Consider the following 22,001-nt stretch of genomic DNA (forward strand, 5'->3'; position numbering starts at 1 on the left):
ATCTGATCGTACTCGTGGATGTTTTATTTTGATAATTATCTATTAATGTATAAGTATCCTGCTTTAGATTTAGTAATCCCAATAGCATTTTCATATTTCAGAATATAATAATAAGTTCCTACCGGTAACTCCTCATTCCCTTTTATGGTTTGTCGTCCATTAGAGGCTCCTCTAAAGAATCTTGAACCTGGTTGTTCATATCCTTCCTGTTCAAACACTTTAACACCCCAACGGTTAAATATTTCCAAAGTATTCTTAGGAAAATCCCTTAATCCCATTATTCTGAATTCATCATTGACTCCGTCTCCGTTAGGTGACATTCCAGTATAAATAATGATTTCTTCTGATTCAATAACAAAAACCGTTTCATCTTCAAAATCCCCATCATTATCTAAGTCGACATTGGTATCATTCAATGGATCATCAGATATATCTGATACATCCTGACCACTTGGATTCTGTCCTGTTACAGTAGCTTGATTAGACACATTTCCAGAAAGTAAATCTTCTTCTGTTATAGTATATCTTGCCGTAAAACTATCTGTATCCATTTCTCCCACAGCTAAATTAATTGGGCCTCCTGTCACTTCAACTCCTGGCAGCGGATCAGTAAGAATAATATTGGTTATACTTACATTACCTGTATTCTCTACTGTAAATGTGTATTGTATCTCATCTCCTGCATTAGGGATATCATCACCATTTGCATCTACATAAGTAGCAGTTTTGGTTAATGCTAAATTGGAAATATCGTTCGTACCTGTTACCGTAATAACTATTATAGCATCATCACAAACAACCGGAGTAGCTACACTACACAAAGTATAGGTAATTGTATATTCTCCAGGGGGAGTATTTGGTAATACTGTTACTATCCCAGTAACAGGATCTAAACTAACACCATCTCCAGGACTCGTATCATTAATCGTTATCGTAACATTAGTACCTAAAATAGCTACATTTCCATTTATTGTATCATTATTTTCAACTATATTAACAGAACTACCTCCTATATCTCCATCAATATTTACAATATCATGATTGGCATCAATACATAATACAGTATTTACTGATATCGTTCCTTGACAACCATTAGGAGAAGTTACGGTAATATCAATATTTACTCCTGATGTCACTCCAGCAATTCTCCATATGTTACCAGAAGTATTAGTCACGGTACCCGAAGTACTTGTGACTGTTCCTGAGCTTACAGTTACTTCTAATGAATATGTCGCCGAATCTTCAGAACAAATCGGTTCACTAGTTACAATAATAGTTGGTAAGGCATTTACCGTTACGGTATGCACCGCTGAAGACGTTGATGTACACCCATTACCATCTGTTACGGTATAGGTAATATCTGTCGTACCAGCAGACACTGCTGTTACCACTCCACTTCCATCTATCGTGGCTACTGCCAGGTTAGAAGAGCTCCAGGCTATCGTACCGGTTGTTCCTTCTGTTAAATCTATAGTCGATCCTAAACATACTGCGGTTGGGCCGGTGATCGCCGCTGCGGTTGGTAAAGTATTTACCGTTACCGTATGCACCGCCGAAGAAGCTGATGTACACCCATTACCATCTGTTACGGTATAGGTAATATCTGTCGTACCAGCACTTACCGGTGTTACTACTCCACTTCCATCTATTGTGGCTACTGCCAGGTTAGAAGAACTCCAGGCTATTGTACCGGTTGTTCCTTCTGTTAAATCTATAGTCGATCCTAAACATACCTCTGTTGGTCCGGTGATCGCCGCTGCGGTTGGTAAAGCATTTACCGTTACCGTATGCACCGCTGAAGACGCTGATGTACACCCATTACCATCTGTTACGGTATAGGTAATATCTGTCGTACCAGCACTTACCGGTGTTACTACTCCACTTCCATCTATTGTGGCTACTGCCAGGTTAGAAGAACTCCAGGCTATTGTACCGGTTGTTCCTTCTGTTAAATCTATGGTTGATCCTAAACATACTGCGGTTGGTCCGGTGATCGCCGCTGCGGTTGGTAAAGCATTTACCGTTACCGTATGCACCGCTGAAGACGCTGATGTACACCCATTACCATCTGTTACGGTATAGGTAATATCTGTCGTACCAGCAGACACTGCTGTTACTACTCCACTTCCATCTATCGTGGCTACTGCCAGGTTAGAAGAACTCCAGGCTATTGTACCGGTTGTTCCTTCTGTTAAATCTATGGTTGATCCTAAACATACTGCGGTTGGTCCGGTGATCGCCGCTGCGGTTGGTAAAGCATTTACCGTTACCGTATGCACCGCTGAAGACGCTGATGTACACCCATTACCATCTGTTACGGTATAGGTAATATCTGTCGTACCAGCAGACACTGCTGTTACTACTCCACTTCCATCTATCGTGGCTACTGCCAGGTTAGAAGAACTCCAGGCTATTGTACCGGTTGTTCCTTCTGTTAAATCTATGGTTGATCCTAAACATACTGCGGTTGGTCCGGTGATCGCCGCTGCGGTTGGTAAAGCATTTACCGTTACCGTATGCACCGCTGAAGACGTTGATGTACACCCATTACCATCTGTTACGGTATAGGTAATATCTGTAGTACCAGCGGACACTGCTGTTACCACTCCACTTCCATCTATCGTGGCTACTGCCAGGTTAGAAGAACTCCAGGCTATTGTACCGGTTGTTCCTTCTGTTAAATCTATGGTTGATCCTAAACATACTGCGGTTGGGCCGGTGATCGCCGCTGCGGTTGGTAAAGTATTTACCGTTACCGTATGCACCGCCGAAGAAGCTGATGTACACCCATTACCATCTGTTACGGTATAGGTAATATCTGTAGTACCAGCACTTACTGCTGTTACTATTCCACTTCCATCTATTGTGGCTACTGCCAGGTTAGAAGAACTCCAGGCTATTGTACCGGTTGTTCCTTCTGTTAAATCTATGGTTGATCCTAAACATACTGCGGTTGGTCCGGTGATCGCCGCTGCGGTTGGTAAAGTATTTACCGTTACCGTATGCACCGCTGAAGAAGCTGATGTACACCCATTACCATCTGTTACGGTATAGGTAATATCTGTCGTACCAGCACTTACCGGTGTTACTACTCCACTTCCATCTATAGTGGCTACTGCCAGGTTAGAAGAGCTCCAGGCTATTGTACCGGTTGTTCCTTCTGTTAAATCTATGGTTGATCCTAAACATACTGCGGTTGGGCCAGTGATCGCTGCTGCGGTTGGTAAAGTATTTACCGTTACCGTATGCACCGCTGAAGACGCTGATGTACACCCATTACCATCTGTTACGGTATAGGTAATATCTGTCGTACCAGCAGACACTGCTGTTACTACTCCACTTCCATCTATAGTGGCTACTGCCAGGTTAGAAGAACTCCAGGCTATTGTACCGGTTGTTCCTTCTGTTAAATCTATGGTTGATCCTAAACATACTGCGGTTGGTCCGGTGATGGCCGCTGCGGTTGGTAAAGCATTTACCGTTACCGTATGCACCGCTGAAGACGTTGATGTACACCCATTACCATCTGTTACGGTATAGGTAATATCTGTAGTACCAGCGGACACTGCTGTTACCACTCCACTTCCATCTATCGTGGCTACTGCCAGGTTAGAAGAACTCCAGGCTATTGTACCGGTTGTTCCTTCTGTTAAATCTATGGTTGATCCTAAACATACTGCGGTTGGGCCGGTGATCGCCGCTGCGGTTGGTAAAGTATTTACCGTTACCGTATGCACCGCCGAAGAAGCTGATGTACACCCATTACCATCTGTTACGGTATAGGTAATATCTGTCGTACCAGCAGACACTGCTGTTACCACTCCACTTCCATCTATCGTGGCTACTGCCAGGTTAGAAGAACTCCAGGCTATTGTACCGGTTGTTCCTTCTGTTAAATCTATAGTCGATCCTAAACATACTGCGGTTGGGCCGGTGATCGCCGCTGCGGTTGGTAAAGTATTTACCGTTACCGTATGCACCGCTGAAGACGCTGATGTACACCCATTACCATCTGTTACGGTATAGGTAATATCTGTCGTACCAGCAGACACTGCTGTTACTACTCCACTTCCATCTATCGTGGCTACTGCCAGGTTAGAAGAACTCCAGGCTATTGTACCGGTTGTTCCTTCTGTTAAATCTATGGTTGATCCTAAACATACTGCGGTTGGTCCGGTGATCGCCGCTGCGGTTGGTAAAGCATTTACCGTTACCGTATGCACCGCTGAAGACGTTGATGTACACCCATTACCATCTGTTACGGTATAGGTAATATCTGTAGTACCAGCGGACACTGCTGTTACCACTCCACTTCCATCTATCGTGGCTACTGCCAGGTTAGAAGAACTCCAGGCTATTGTACCGGTTGTTCCTTCTGTTAAATCTATGGTTGATCCTAAACATACTGCGGTTGGGCCGGTGATCGCCGCTGCGGTTGGTAAAGTATTTACCGTTACCGTATGCACCGCCGAAGAAGCTGATGTACACCCATTACCATCTGTTACGGTATAGGTAATATCTGTAGTACCAGCACTTACTGCTGTTACTATTCCACTTCCATCTATTGTGGCTACTGCCAGGTTAGAAGAACTCCAGGCTATTGTACCGGTTGTTCCTTCTGTTAAATCTATGGTTGATCCTAAACATACTGCGGTTGGTCCGGTGATCGCCGCTGCGGTTGGTAAAGTATTTACCGTTACCGTATGCACCGCTGAAGAAGCTGATGTACACCCATTACCATCTGTTACGGTATAGGTAATATCTGTCGTACCAGCACTTACTGCTGTTACCACTCCACTTCCATCTATTGTGGCTACTGCCAGGTTAGAAGAACTCCAGGCTATTGTACCGGTTGTTCCTTCTGTTAAATCTATGGTTGATCCTAAACATACCTCTGTTGGGCCAGTGATGGCCGCTGCGGTTGGTAAAGTATTTACCGTTACCGTATGCACCGCCGAAGAAGCTGATGTACACCCATTACCATCTGTTACGGTATAGGTAATATCTGTAGTACCAGCGGACACTGCTGTTACCACTCCACTTCCATCTATAGTGGCTACTGCCAGGTTAGAAGAGCTCCAGGCTATTGTACCGGTTGTTCCTTCTGTTAAATCTATGGTTGATCCTAAACATACCTCTGTTGGTCCGGTGATCGCTGCTGCGGTTGGTAAAGTATTTACCGTTACCGTATGCACCGCTGAAGACGTTGATGTACACCCATTACCATCTGTTACGGTATAGGTAATATCTGTAGTACCAGCGGACACTGCTGTTACCACTCCACTTCCATCTATCGTGGCTACTGCCAGGTTAGAAGAACTCCAGGCTATTGTACCGGTTGTTCCTTCTGTTAAATCTATGGTTGATCCTAAACATACTGCGGTTGGGCCGGTGATCGCCGCTGCGGTTGGTAAAGTATTTACCGTTACCGTATGCACCGCCGAAGAAGCTGATGTACACCCATTACCATCTGTTACGGTATAGGTAATATCTGTCGTACCAGCAGACACTGCTGTTACCACTCCACTTCCATCTATCGTGGCTACTGCCAGGTTAGAAGAACTCCAGGCTATTGTACCGGTTGTTCCTTCTGTTAAATCTATAGTCGATCCTAAACATACTGCGGTTGGGCCGGTGATCGCCGCTGCGGTTGGTAAAGTATTTACCGTTACCGTATGCACCGCTGAAGACGCTGATGTACACCCATTACCATCTGTTACGGTATAGGTAATATCTGTCGTACCAGCACTTACCGGTGTTACTACTCCACTTCCATCTATTGTGGCTACTGCCAGGTTAGAAGAACTCCAGGCTATTGTACCGGTTGTTCCTTCTGTTAAATCTATGGTTGATCCTAAACATACTGCGGTTGGGCCGGTGATCGCCGCTGCGGTTGGTAAAGCATTTACCGTTACCGTATGCACCGCTGAAGACGCTGATGTACACCCATTACCATCTGTTACGGTATAGGTAATATCTGTCGTACCAGCAGACACTGCTGTTACTACTCCACTTCCATCTATCGTGGCTACTGCCAGGTTAGAAGAACTCCAGGCTATTGTACCGGTTGTTCCTTCTGTTAAATCTATGGTTGATCCTAAACATACTGCGGTTGGGCCGGTGATCGCCGCTGCGGTTGGTAAAGCATTTACCGTTACCGTATGCACCGCTGAAGACGTTGATGTACACCCATTACCATCTGTTACGGTATAGGTAATATCTGTCGTACCAGCAGACACTGCTGTTACTACTCCACTTCCATCTATTGTGGCTACTGCCAGGTTAGAAGAACTCCAGGCTATTGTACCGGTTGTTCCTTCTGTTAAATCTATGGTTGATCCTAAACATACCGCGGTTGGGCCGGTGATCGCCGCTGCGGTTGGTAAAGCATTTACCGTTACGGTATGCACCGCTGAAGACGTTGATGTACACCCATTACCATCTGTTACGGTATAGGTAATATCTGTCGTACCAGCACTTACTGCTGTTACCACTCCACTTCCATCTATAGTGGCTACTGCCAGGTTAGAAGAACTCCAGGCTATTGTACCGGTTGTTCCTTCTGTTAAATCTATGGTTGATCCTAAACATACCTCTGTTGGGCCAGTGATGGCCGCTGCGGTTGGTAAAGTATTTACCGTTACCGTATGCACCGCCGAAGAAGCTGATGTACACCCATTACCATCTGTTACGGTATAGGTAATATCTGTAGTACCAGCGGACACTGCTGTTACCACTCCACTTCCATCTATAGTGGCTACTGCCAGGTTAGAAGAGCTCCAGGCTATTGTACCGGTTGTTCCTTCTGTTAAATCTATGGTTGATCCTAAACATACTGCGGTTGGGCCGGTGATCGCTGCTGCGGTTGGTAAAGTATTTACCGTTACCGTATGCACCGCTGAAGACGTTGATGTACACCCATTACCATCTGTTACGGTATAGGTAATATCTGTCGTACCAGCACTTACTGCTGTTACTACTCCACTTCCATCTATAGTGGCTACTGCCAGGTTAGAAGAGCTCCAGGCTATTGTACCGGTTGTTCCTTCTGTTAAATCTATGGTTGATCCTAAACATACTGCGGTTGGGCCGGTGATCGCCGCTGCGGTTGGTAAAGTATTTACCGTTACGGTATGCACCGCTGAAGACGTTGATGTACACCCATTACCATCTGTTACGGTATAGGTAATATCTGTCGTACCAGCACTTACTGCTGTTACCACTCCACTTCCATCTATAGTGGCTACTGCCAGGTTAGAAGAGCTCCAGGCTATTGTACCGGTTGTTCCTTCTGTTAAATCTATGGTTGATCCCAAACATACTGCGGTTGGGCCAGTGATCGCCGCTGCGGTTGGTAAAGTATTTACCGTTACCGTATGCACCGCTGAAGACGTTGATGTACACCCATTACCATCTGTTACGGTATAGGTAATATCTGTCGTACCAGCAGACACTGCTGTTACTACTCCACTTCCATCTATCGTGGCTACTGCCAGGTTAGAAGAGCTCCAGGCTATCGTACCGGTTGTTCCTTCTGTTAAATCTATAGTCGATCCTAAACATACTGCGGTTGGGCCAGTGATCGCCGCTGCGGTTGGTAAAGCATTTACCGTTACCGTATGCACCGCTGAAGACGCTGATGTACACCCATTACCATCTGTTACGGTATAGGTAATATCTGTAGTACCAGCACTTACTGCTGTTACCACTCCACTTCCATCTATCGTGGCTACTGCCAGGTTAGAAGAGCTCCAGGCTATCGTACCGGTTGTTCCTTCTGTTAAATCTATGGTTGATCCTAAACATACTGCGGTTGGGCCGGTGATCGCCGCTGCGGTTGGTAAAGTATTTACCGTTACCGTATGCACCGCTGAAGACGCTGATGTACACCCATTACCATCTGTTACGGTATAGGTAATATCTGTCGTACCAGCACTTACTGCTGTTACTACTCCACTTCCATCTATTGTGGCTACTGCCAGGTTAGAAGAACTCCAGGCTATTGTACCGGTTGTTCCTTCTGTTAAATCTATAGTTGATCCTAAACATACTGCGGTTGGTCCGGTGATCGCCGCTGCGGTTGGTAAAGTATTTACCGTTACCGTATGCACCGCTGAAGACGCTGATGTACACCCATTACCATCTGTTACGGTATAGGTAATATCTGTCGTACCAGCACTTACTGCTGTTACCACTCCACTTCCATCTATTGTGGCTACTGCCAGGTTAGAAGAACTCCAGGCTATTGTACCGGTTGTTCCTTCTGTTAAATCTATGGTTGATCCTAAACATACCTCTGTTGGGCCAGTGATGGCCGCTGCGGTTGGTAAAGTATTTACCGTTACCGTATGCACCGCCGAAGAAGCTGATGTACACCCATTACCATCTGTTACGGTATAGGTAATATCTGTAGTACCAGCGGACACTGCTGTTACCACTCCACTTCCATCTATAGTGGCTACTGCCAGGTTAGAAGAGCTCCAGGCTATTGTACCGGTTGTTCCTTCTGTTAAATCTATGGTTGATCCTAAACATACCTCTGTTGGTCCGGTGATCGCTGCTGCGGTTGGTAAAGTATTTACCGTTACCGTATGCACCGCTGAAGACGTTGATGTACACCCATTACCATCTGTTACGGTATAGGTAATATCTGTCGTACCAGCAGACACTGCTGTTACCACTCCACTTCCATCTATAGTGGCTACTGCCAGGTTAGAAGAACTCCAGGCTATTGTACCGGTTGTTCCTTCTGTTAAATCTATGGTTGATCCTAAACATACTGCGGTTGGGCCAGTGATCGCTGCTGCGGTTGGTAAAGCATTTACCGTTACGGTGTGAGCGGCTGAAAAATTTGATGTACACCCATTACCATCAGTAACCCTATAGACAATATCAGTAGTACCAGCACTTACCGGTGTTACTACTCCACTTCCATCTATAGTGGCTACTGCCAGGTTAGAAGAGCTCCAGGCTATTGTACCGGTTGTTCCTTCTGTTAAATCTATGGTTGATCCTAAACATACCTCTGTTGGTCCGGTGATCGCCGCTGCGGTTGGTAAAGTATTTACCGTTACCGTATGCACCGCTGAAGACGCTGATGTACACCCATTACCATCTGTTACGGTATAGGTAATATCTGTCGTACCAGCACTTACTGCTGTTACTACTCCACTTCCATCTATAGTGGCTACTGCCAGGTTAGAAGAACTCCAGGCTATTGTACCGGTTGTTCCTTCTGTTAAATCTATGGTTGATCCTAAACATACTGCGGTTGGGCCAGTGATCGCTGCTGCGGTTGGTAAAGCATTTACCGTTACCGTATGCACCGCTGAAGACGTTGATGTACACCCATTACCATCTGTTACGGTATAGGTAATATCTGTCGTACCAGCACTTACTGCTGTTACTACTCCACTTCCATCTATAGTGGCTACTGCCAGGTTAGAAGAGCTCCAGGCTATTGTACCGGTTGTTCCTTCTGTTAAATCTATGGTTGATCCTAAACATACTGCGGTTGGTCCGGTGATCGCTGCTGCGGTTGGTAAGGTATTTACCGTTACGGTATGCACCGCTGAAGAAGCTGATGTACACCCATTACCATCTGTTACGGTATAGGTAATATCTGTAGTACCAGCACTTACTGCTGTTACTACTCCACTTCCATCTATAGTGGCTACTGCCAGGTTAGAAGAGCTCCAGGCTATTGTACCGGTTGTTCCTTCTGTTAAATCTATGGTTGATCCTAAACATACTGCGGTTGGGCCAGTGATCGCTGCTGCGGTTGGTAAAGCATTTACCGTTACGGTGTGAGCGGCTGAAAAATTTGATGTACACCCATTACCATCAGTAACCCTATAGACAATATCAGTAGTACCAGCACTTACTGCTGTTACTACTCCACTTCCATCTATTGTGGCTACTGCCAGGTTAGAAGAACTCCAGGCTATTGTACCGGTTGTTCCTTCTGTTAAATCTATGGTTGATCCTAAACATACTGCGGTTGGGCCAGTGATCGCCGCTGCGGTTGGTAAAGCATTTACCGTTACGGTATGCACCGCTGAAGAAGCTGATGTACACCCATTACCATCTGTTACGGTATAGGTAATATCTGTAGTACCAGCAGACACTGCTGTTACTACTCCACTTCCATCTATTGTGGCTACTGCCAGGTTAGAAGAGCTCCAGGCTATTGTACCGGTTGTTCCTTCTGTTAAATCTATAGTCGATCCTAAACATACTGCTGTTGGGCCAGTGATCGCCGCTGCGGTTGGTAAAGCATTTACCGTTACCGTATGCACCGCCGAAGAAGCTGATGTACACCCATTACCATCTGTTACGGTATAGGTAATATCTGTCGTACCAGCAGACACTGCTGTTACCACTCCACTTCCATCTATAGTGGCTACTGCCAGGTTAGAAGAACTCCAGGCTATTGTACCGGTTGTTCCTTCTGTTAAATCTATGGTTGATCCTAAACATACTGCGGTTGGGCCAGTGATCGCTGCTGCGGTTGGTAAAGCATTTACCGTTACGGTGTGAGCGGCTGAAAAATTTGATGTACACCCATTACCATCAGTAACCCTATAGACAATATCAGTAGTACCAGCACTTACCGGTGTTACTACTCCACTTCCATCTATAGTGGCTACTGCCAGGTTAGAAGAACTCCAGGCTATTGTACCGGTTGTTCCTTCTGTTAAATCTATAGTCGATCCTAAACATACTGCGGTTGGTCCGGTGATGGCTGCTGCGGTTGGTAAAGTATTTACCGTTACCGTATGCACCGCTGAAGACGTTGATGTACACCCATTACCATCTGTTACGGTATAGGTAATATCTGTCGTACCAGCACTTACTGCTGTTACTACTCCACTTCCATCTATAGTGGCTACTGCCAGGTTAGAAGAACTCCAGGCTATTGTACCGGTTGTTCCTTCTGTTAAATCTATGGTTGATCCTAAACATACTGCGGTTGGGCCAGTGATCGCCGCTGCGGTTGGTAAAGCATTTACCGTTACGGTATGCACCGCTGAAGATGTTGATGTACACCCATTACCATCTGTTACGGTATAGGTAATATCTGTAGTACCAGCACTTACTGCTGTTACCACTCCACTTCCATCTATAGTGGCTACTGCCAGGTTAGAAGAGCTCCAGGCTATTGTACCGGTTGTTCCTTCTGTTAAATCTATGGTTGATCCTAAACATACCTCTGTTGGTCCGGTGATCGCCGCTGCGGTTGGTAAAGTATTTACCGTTACCGTATGCACCGCTGAAGACGCTGATGTACACCCATTACCATCTGTTACGGTATAGGTAATATCTGTAGTACCAGCACTTACTGCTGTTACCACTCCACTTCCATCTATAGTGGCTACTGCCAGGTTAGAAGAGCTCCAGGCTATTGTACCGGTTGTTCCTTCTGTTAAATCTATGGTTGATCCTAAACATACCTCTGTTGGTCCGGTGATCGCCGCTGCGGTTGGTAAAGTATTTACCGTTACCGTATGCACCGCTGAAGACGCTGATGTACACCCATTACCATCTGTTACGGTATAGGTAATATCTGTCGTACCAGCAGACACTGCTGTTACCACTCCACTTCCATCTATAGTGGCTACTGCCAGGTTAGAAGAACTCCAGGCTATTGTACCGGTTGTTCCTTCTGTTAAATCTATGGTTGATCCTAAACATACTGCGGTTGGGCCAGTGATCGCTGCTGCGGTTGGTAAAGCATTTACCGTTACGGTGTGAGCGGCTGAAAAATTTGATGTACACCCATTACCATCAGTAACCCTATAGACAATATCAGTAGTACCAGCACTTACCGGTGTTACTACTCCACTTCCATCTATAGTGGCTACTGCCAGGTTAGAAGAGCTCCAGGCTATTGTACCGGTTGTTCCTTCTGTTAAATCTATGGTTGATCCTAAACATACTGCGGTTGGTCCGGTGATCGCCGCTGCGGTTGGTAAAGTATTTACCGTTACCGTATGCACCGCTGAAGAAGCTGATGTACACCCATTACCATCTGTTACGGTATAGGTAATATCTGTCGTACCAGCAGACACTGCTGTTACCACTCCACTTCCATCTATAGTGGCTACTGCCAGGTTAGAAGAACTCCAGGCTATTGTACCGGTTGTTCCTTCTGTTAAATCTATGGTTGATCCTAAACATACTGCGGTTGGGCCAGTGATCGCTGCTGCGGTTGGTAAAGCATTTACCGTTACGGTGTGAGCGGCTGAAAAATTTGATGTACACCCATTACCATCAGTAACCCTATAGACAATATCAGTAGTACCAGCACTTACCGGTGTTACTACTCCACTTCCATCTATAGTGGCTACTGCCAGGTTAGAAGAGCTCCAGGCTATTGTACCGGTTGTTCCTTCTGTTAAATCTATGGTTGATCCTAAACATACCTCTGTTGGTCCGGTGATCGCCGCTGCGGTTGGTAAAGTATTTACCGTTACCGTATGCACCGCTGAAGACGCTGATGTACACCCATTACCATCTGTTACGGTATAGGTAATATCTGTCGTACCAGCAGACACTGCTGTTACCACTCCACTTCCATCTATAGTGGCTACTGCCAGGTTAGAAGAACTCCAGGCTATTGTACCGGTTGTTCCTTCTGTTAAATCTATGGTTGATCCTAAACATACTGCGGTTGGGCCAGTGATCGCTGCTGCGGTTGGTAAAGCATTTACCGTTACCGTATGCACCGCTGAAGACGTTGATGTACACCCATTACCATCTGTTACGGTATAGGTAATATCTGTCGTACCAGCACTTACTGCTGTTACTACTCCACTTCCATCTATAGTGGCTACTGCCAGGTTAGAAGAGCTCCAGGCTATTGTACCGGTTGTTCCTTCTGTTAAATCTATGGTTGATCCTAAACATACTGCGGTTGGTCCGGTGATCGCTGCTGCGGTTGGTAAGGTATTTACCGTTACGGTATGCACCGCTGAAGAAGCTGATGTACACCCATTACCATCTGTTACGGTATAGGTAATATCTGTAGTACCAGCACTTACTGCTGTTACTACTCCACTTCCATCTATAGTGGCTACTGCCAGGTTAGAAGAGCTCCAGGCTATTGTACCGGTTGTTCCTTCTGTTAAATCTATGGTTGATCCTAAACATACTGCGGTTGGGCCAGTGATCGCTGCTGCGGTTGGTAAAGCATTTACCGTTACGGTGTGAGCGGCTGAAAAATTTGATGTACACCCATTACCATCAGTAACCCTATAGACAATATCAGTAGTACCAGCACTTACCGGTGTTACTACTCCACTTCCATCTATTGTGGCTACTGCCAGGTTAGAAGAGCTCCAGGCTATTGTACCGGTTGTTCCTTCTGTTAAATCTATGGTTGATCCCAAACATACTGCGGTTGGGCCAGTGATCGCCGCTGCGGTTGGTAAAGCATTTACCGTTACCGTATGCACCGCTGAAGACGTTGATGTACACCCATTACCATCTGTTACGGTATAGGTAATATCTGTCGTACCAGCAGACACTGCTGTTACCACTCCACTTCCATCTATAGTGGCTACTGCCAGGTTAGAAGAACTCCAGGCTATTGTACCGGTTGTTCCTTCTGTTAAATCTATAGTCGATCCTAAACATACTGCGGTTGGGCCAGTGATGGCCGCTGCGGTTGGTAAAGTATTTACCGTTACCGTATGCACCGCCGAAGAAGCTGATGTACACCCATTACCATCTGTTACGGTATAGGTAATATCTGTAGTACCAGCAGACACTGCTGTTACTACTCCACTTCCATCTATAGTGGCTACTGCCAGGTTAGAAGAGCTCCAGGCTATTGTACCGGTTGTTCCTTCTGTTAAATCTATGGTTGATCCTAAACATACTGCTGTTGGTCCGGTGATCGCCGCTGCGGTTGGTAAAGCATTTACCGTTACGGTATGCACCGCTGAAGAAGCTGATGTACACCCATTACCATCTGTTACGGTATAGGTAATATCTGTCGTACCAGCACTTACTGCTGTTACTACTCCACTTCCATCTATTGTGGCTACTGCCAGGTTAGAAGAGCTCCAGGCTATTGTACCGGTTGTTCCTTCTGTTAAATCTATAGTCGATCCTAAACATACTGCTGTTGGGCCAGTGATGGCCGCTGCGGTTGGTAAAGCATTTACCGTTACGGTATGCACCGCTGAAGACGCTGATGTACACCCATTACCATCTGTTACGGTATAGGTAATATCTGTCGTACCAGCACTTACTGCTGTTACTACTCCACTTCCATCTATAGTGGCTACTGCCAGGTTAGAAGAGCTCCAGGCTATTGTACCGGTTGTTCCTTCTGTTAAATCTATGGTTGATCCTAAACATACTGCGGTTGGTCCGGTGATCGCCGCTGCGGTTGGTAAAGTATTTACCGTTACCGTATGCACCGCTGAAGACGTTGATGTACACCCATTACCATCTGTTACGGTATAGGTAATATCTGTAGTACCAGCAGACACTGCTGTTACTACTCCACTTCCATCTATAGTGGCTACTGCCAGGTTAGAAGAGCTCCAGGCTATTGTACCGGTTGTTCCTTCTGTTAAATCTATGGTTGATCCTAAACATACTGCGGTTGGGCCAGTGATGGCCGCTGCGGTTGGTAAAGTATTTACCGTTACCGTATGCACCGCAGAAGAAGCTGATGTACACCCATTACCATCTGTTACGGTATAGGTAATATCTGTCGTACCAGCACTTACTGCTGTTACTACTCCACTTCCATCTATAGTGGCTACTGCCAGGTTAGAAGAGCTCCAGGCTATTGTACCGGTTGTTCCTTCTGTTAAATCTATGGTTGATCCTAAACATACTGCTGTTGGTCCGGTGATGGCCGCTGCGGTTGGTAAAGTATTTACCGTTACGGTATGCACCGCTGAAGAAGCTGATGTACACCCATTACCATCGGTTACGGTATAGGTAATATCTGTCGTACCAGCACTTACTGGGGTTACTACTCCACTTCCATCTATCGTGGCTACTGCCAGGTTAGAAGAGCTCCAGGCTATTGTACCGGTTGTTCCTTCTGTTAAATCTATAGTCGATCCTAAACATACCGCTGTTGGGCCGGTGATCGCTGCTGCGGTTGGTAAGGCATTTACCGTTACCGTATGCACCGCCGAAGACGTTGATGTACACCCATTACCATCTGTTACGGTATAGGTAATATCTGTCGTACCAGCACTTACTGCTGTTACTACTCCACTTCCATCTATAGTGGCTACTGCCAGGTTAGAAGAACTCCAGGCTATTGTACCGGTTGTTCCTTCTGTTAAATCTATAGTCGATCCTAAACATACTGCGGTTGGGCCAGTGATGGCCGCTGCGGTTGGTAAAGTATTTACCGTTACCGTATGCACCGCTGAAGACGTTGATGTACACCCATTACCATCTGTTACGGTATAGGTAATATCTGTCGTACCAGCACTTACTGCTGTTACTACTCCACTTCCATCTATAGTGGCTACTGCCAGGTTAGAAGAGCTCCAGGCTATTGTACCGGTTGTTCCTTCTGTTAAATCTATGGTTGATCCTAAACATACTGCTGTTGGTCCGGTGATCGCCGCTGCGGTTGGTAAAGCATTTACCGTTACGGTATGCACCGCTGAAGAAGCTGATGTACACCCATTACCATCTGTTACGGTATAGGTAATATCTGTAGTACCAGCAGACACTGCTGTTACTACTCCACTTCCATCTATTGTGGCTACTGCCAGGTTAGAAGAGCTCCAGGCTATTGTACCGGTTGTTCCTTCTGTTAAATCTATAGTCGATCCTAAACATACTGCTGTTGGGCCAGTGATGGCCGCTGCGGTTGGTAAAGCATTTACCGTTACGGTATGCACCGCTGAAGACGCTGATGTACACCCATTACCATCTGTTACGGTATAGGTAATATCTGTCGTACCAGCACTTACTGCTGTTACTACTCCACTTCCATCTATAGTGGCTACTGCCAGGTTAGAAGAGCTCCAGGCTATTGTACCGGTTGTTCCTTCTGTTAAATCTATGGTTGATCCTAAACATACTGCGGTTGGTCCGGTGATCGCCGCTGCGGTTGGTAAAGTATTTACCGTTACCGTATGCACCGCTGAAGACGTTGATGTACACCCATTACCATCTGTTACGGTATAGGTAATATCTGTAGTACCAGCAGACACTGCTGTTACTACTCCACTTCCATCTATAGTGGCTACTGCCAGGTTAGAAGAGCTCCAGGCTATTGTACCGGTTGTTCCTTCTGTTAAATCTATGGTTGATCCTAAACATACTGCGGTTGGGCCAGTGATGGCCGCTGCGGTTGGTAAAGTATTTACCGTTACCGTATGCACCGCAGAAGAAGCTGATGTACACCCATTACCATCTGTTACGGTATAGGTAATATCTGTCGTACCAGCACTTACTGCTGTTACTACTCCACTTCCATCTATTGTGGCTACTGCCAGGTTAGAAGAGCTCCAGGCTATTGTACCGGTTGTTCCTTCTGTTAAATCTATGGTTGATCCTAAACATACTGCTGTTGGTCCGGTGATGGCCGCTGCGGTTGGTAAAGTATTTACCGTTACGGTATGCACCGCTGAAGACGCTGATGTACACCCATTACCATCTGTTACGGTATAGGTAATATCTGTCGTACCAGCACTTACTGCTGTTACTACTCCACTTCCATCTATAGTGGCTACTGCCAGGTTAGAAGAGCTCCAGGCTATTGTACCGGTTGTTCCTTCTGTTAAATCTATGGTTGATCCTAAACATACTGCGGTTGGGCCAGTGATCGCCGCTGCGGTTGGTAAAGTATTTACCGTTACCGTATGCACCGCTGAAGACGTTGATGTACACCCATTACCATCTGTTACGGTATAGGTAATATCTGTCGTACCAGCACTTACTGCTGTTACTACTCCACTTCCATCTATAGTGGCTACTGCCAGGTTAGAAGAGCTCCAGGCTATTGTACCGGTTGTTCCTTCTGTTAAATCTATAGTCGATCCTAAACATACTGCTGTTGGGCCAGTGATGGCCGCTGCGGTTGGTAAAGCATTTACCGTAAGTGTTCTTATTTCCGAAGTTACTGGATTACATACATATGTTGAACTAGAAACAATAACACGGTATTGATTACCGCTATCTGCTACCAAAGCATTTGTAATGGTTAATGTAGCTGTAGTGGTAGTACTATGAATTCCTGTATCTGTTAAATCATCCCAGGTACTACCATTAAACAATTGCCACTGATATGTATCAGCATTAGAAGTCACCACTGCAAATGTAGTATCTGCTCCTGTACATATAGCTGAATTCGACGGTTGTGTAGTAATTGATGGTGCTGTTCCTGCTGTAGTCACATTGGCATTAGTACCAGTATACCCATCGGTTCCCGAGGTGACTACTCCATTTCCATCTACTGTAAGACCAGCTCCAAAAGTACCGGTACCCAGGTACCCATTATTATCACCATCGGTAAATCCAGCTTCAATAACATCATTACACCCATCGGCATCACTATCTAATTCTAAAAAATTATAATTACTATCTGTATCACTATCAGCAATTGTATAATTTATGGTTCCGCTACTTTCACTTCCAGGTGCCTGAACCGCATCTGGTACTCCATCTCCACCTACAGCTCCGGAAACTACTCCATTTACATGTGTTTGATTATGACCTGCCTCAACAGCATCATAAATTCCATCATTATCACTATCCAAATCCAGACGATCTACAATGTTATCACCATCAGTATCTCTATCAAAACATAAAACAAAAGAATTTGCCTTAAAAGCTAACCAGGAGTCAAAAAGATTATCTCCATTATCAGCTACACCAATTTTGATTGTATTATTTCCTGCATTTAACACTGCAGAAAAAGTTATTGTAGATGTAAAACCATCTGCTTCTATGTTTATAGCCGTAGGAACCGTTTCATTATCTGTATATGATCCACTATCTACGGTATTATTTACAGTATCAATACTTAGTTGTGCACCAGAAGGCGTTAATGCTAAGTTGGTTCCATTTATAAATATTTTAGGAGCATCGTTTAATCCTGTGTTTACATAATCATTATATTCTTCTGAAGCGAAAACAAACTGACCTGAGATTACTGTTTCTGCGGGAATATTAACTACTATTTCAAGGCTAGAGACATCAAATTCTGTACTACCTCCACCAAAATCAGCATCCTTACCACCCCCTGCAGCACCTGTCCCATTAATTCCATCACCTAATGCATTAGGTGATGAGAATTGATTAGACAAATTATCATCTAATTCAAGAACATTACCCGAAGAAAAGATAATTCCCCGATCAAACCCAAGAAATGCATTTAAAGCTCCTCCACTATCGGTCACCCGATCTCCATCATTAAATGTACCTATTTGTGTTACTGCTCCGCTACCTTCATTGACAGTAGCAGATACCAAAGTAAGGTCAGAGTTGGGAGCAAATAATAAATTAGCTAAAGTAGTAGCATTATTTTCTGCTGTAATTTCAAAAGTTGTATTTGCGTCATCTACTAATTCGACTCCAAATGATCCTCCGCCCAGATTACATTCGTCTATATCAAGAATTCCATCATTATCATCATCTAAATCAACAGAATCCATAATACCATCACCATCTGAATTTACGGTTAAAAGAGCTGGTCCGGCTGGATCAATAATTTGTCCATCTGAAACTGTATCATCACCAAATATACCGTCTGTAAGATTATAAGAAGCTGTAGCTATTGTTCTTGCTCCTATTGTAGTAGTATTTAATGCCGTTGTAAAATCCTGATAAATATCTGAGGCTCCTCCCGGAGTATTTGGTCCATATTTACGATATGTAAATCCTGCTAAAGAATTAGTGATATGCCAATAGTAAGTAACTGTTACATCGTCTCCCGGAGTTATACAATCTAAAGTAAAATCTACCAATCCATAAGGATAATGATATGTTGCATCATTAGCTGCCAACTCTGATTCTAATACAGTGCTGATGCTTGAGATCTGAAAACAAATCCCTGTGGTTTCTATTGTTACATACCCTGTACCATCTGCTATTGGTATAGTAGCTACATTTCCTTGTGAAGAATCCAATATTCCATCTCCATTTCCATCTCCTCCATTAGGTCCTGCATCTTCTACTGTTCCCGTAACTCCATCACCATCCTCACAACCTGTAGTTATTGCATTATTTGTTACAGCAGCTACTGCTCCTGTAGTATATGCTGCTGCGACGACTAGACCGTCATGATTCACAGTATTCGCAGTTACTGTAAGTGGTTCTGTAGCAGCATTCCATGGATTATAGACCCCTCCATTTGCGCCATCTGCATTCCAGTTATTATATGCTTCATTGGCATCACTACAACCATCTGCATCACTATCAAGAGACTCAAAATCAAAGTCTCCAGCTGCATCTGTGTTTGTTATTGTATAATTAAGTATTCCGGATTCTGCAACCGTCTCTATACTGTCGTAAAGCCCGTTATTTCCTGATCCCGTATCTGCTCCATTGATTCTTCCATTACTGGTAGCAAATCCATGACCTGATTCTATAGCATCGTAGATACCATCATTATCACTATCCAGATCATAAAAATCAGGAACTCCATCTCCATCGGTATCAAATGCAGTTTCGACTGCTCCATCTGCATTTCCTGTTCCTGCATCGGCATCATTATCATCAAGATAAGCAAAGATATTATCTGTATCTCCATCTGCATATGGATCAGATGGGGATTCATTTAAATTAGGAATTCCATCATTATCTACATCCAGATCCCATGGATCTAAAACGAGATCGCCATCCAAATCAAAAGCAGAAGATGCTGTAGGACAAGCAAATCCATCGTTACTGGTCGTAGCAATTGTATTATTTAAAAGTGTTACAGAAGGGGTTACAGTGGTGTAATCGTTAACCAGATACATCCCTCCATTATTATAGGAAACATATAAGCGGTTTTCTGCATCAGTAAATGCAGCTCCAAAATTGGTTGCTGTAGGCGTTCCCAGACCTGATATTTCTGTTTTAACAAGTGAAGTAAGATCCCAATTAATTAATTTATCATTGTTGCTAACACCGTATAATTTTCCGCTGATAAAAACTACATCATTTGTATTTTTATTTGTTCCTCCTGTAAAAGTAACCGTAACTACTGCGGGTGAACCTCCAACTGGTAAGGTGGATAAGTTTTCTATCTTGTCATAATGCTTTCCTCGATTAATCCATAGGTTATCACTAGCATCAACATCGCCGGATATACCGCCGGATCCCATATTAGTTAATGCTCCTAAATCCTGAAAAGCTCCATCTACTCCTATACGAAGTAAATGATTATTAATAGGGCTTGAGCCTCCTCCTTTACCAATGGCATACACATAATCATCAATTCTATTATACCCTGTTGCGTTATATAATTGACTCACTGCAATGGGATCAGAATATTCTCCTGTTATGGCATCGTAACTTTTTAACTCTCCAGAGATAATTTGAAAAAAGTTTTGAGGGCAGCTAAATGGAGTAAGTGAGCATGATGCTGACACTACTCCACCATTAATATAATCTGCATTAGGAGTGGTATATCCATCTACTGCACTAGTCACTACTCCGTCTTCATTAACGGTTACGACAAGAGGCCCTAAAATACCGTCACTACTTTCATCTGTAAAACCAGCTTCTCGAACATCACTACATGTATCTCCATCACTATTTGTAGATTGAAAATTAGGGTTTCCTACCGTATCTGTATCTGCTATTGTATAATTAATTGTTCCTGATTCTGCTACAGTTTCTACTCCATCAAAAAGTCCATTAGCTCCTGATCCTGTATCCTGACCGGTAATTCTACCATTGGTATGTGCTAAACCGTGTCCGGCTTCAACTACATCGTAGATTCCATCATTATCACTATCCAGGTCGTAAAAATCGGGAACTCCATCTCCATCGGTATCAAAAGCGGCTTCAACCACTCCATCCACATTACCCGTTGCTCCATCTGCATCATCATCATCTAAATATGCAAAAACCAGATCTGTATCACCATCGGCAAAAGGGTCTGAAGGTGATTCATTTATATTGGTAAGGCCATCACCATCTAAATCCAAATCCAATGGATCCAGATTATTATCGCCATCCTGATCTATAGCTGACGATGCTGTGGGACATGAAAATCCATCATTGCTAGGCGTAGCCACTGTAGAGTTTAAATAAGAAGCTGTTGGTGTTCCTGTTGTATAATCATTGATTAAATATAACCCTCCGTCATTATATGCCACATACAAACGATCCTGATCATCTGTAAATGCTGCTCCAAAATTGGTAGCTGTGGGAGTACTTAATCCACCCGTTATCGTTTTGGTTAAAGTGCCAACATCCCAGGTAATTAGTTCACCATTATTATTAACTCCATATAGTTTTCCATTAATAAAAGCGACATCATTAGTCTCTCCTACCGGTCCTGTAAAGTTAACGGTTACAACTGCTGGTGATCCTCCGATTGGAAGGGTTGATAGATTTTCAATCCTGTCGTAGTGATCACCCCTATCGATCCATAAATTATCACTTTCATCTACATCACCTGATCTACCTCCTGATCCTTTATTTGTTAATAGTCCAAGATCGGCTATAGATCCATCTGAATCAATACGTATCAAGTGGTCCGTTATGGCTCCTGCTTTTCCTATAGCATATACAAAATTGTCAACTCTATTATAACCAGTAGCGTTATAGAGATCATTTGTACTAATTGCAGCTGAATATTGACCTGTAATTGCATCGTAACTTTTTAATTCCCCGCTAATGACCTGATAAAATGTAGAAGGACAGCTAAACTGTCCATACCCCAAAGAACCTACAAGCATAAAGACAACTCCATATACTATTGATAAATTGCTACTCTTTTTATGTTCAAAAGTGTTTTTTTGCACTAAACAAAAACCTAACAATCTATTTATCAAGATGAATATGAGTTGTAT

General features: G+C 44.2%; 1 protein-coding gene. It reads right to left on the bottom strand.

Annotated elements, in window-relative coordinates; translation table 11 throughout:
* Positions 1-35 precede the first annotated feature (35 nt).
* The gene (locus AAFU52_RS24685; protein ID WP_438424120.1) at positions 36-21,953 is read right to left on the bottom strand and encodes an Ig-like domain-containing protein; all 21,918 of its coding nucleotides are present in this window, start codon (positions 21,951-21,953) and stop codon (positions 36-38) included.
* Between the last annotated feature and the right edge of the window lie 48 nt (positions 21,954-22,001).

This window comes from Aquimarina macrocephali (genome assembly GCF_051627225.1).
GTDB lineage: Bacteria > Bacteroidota > Bacteroidia > Flavobacteriales > Flavobacteriaceae > Aquimarina > Aquimarina macrocephali.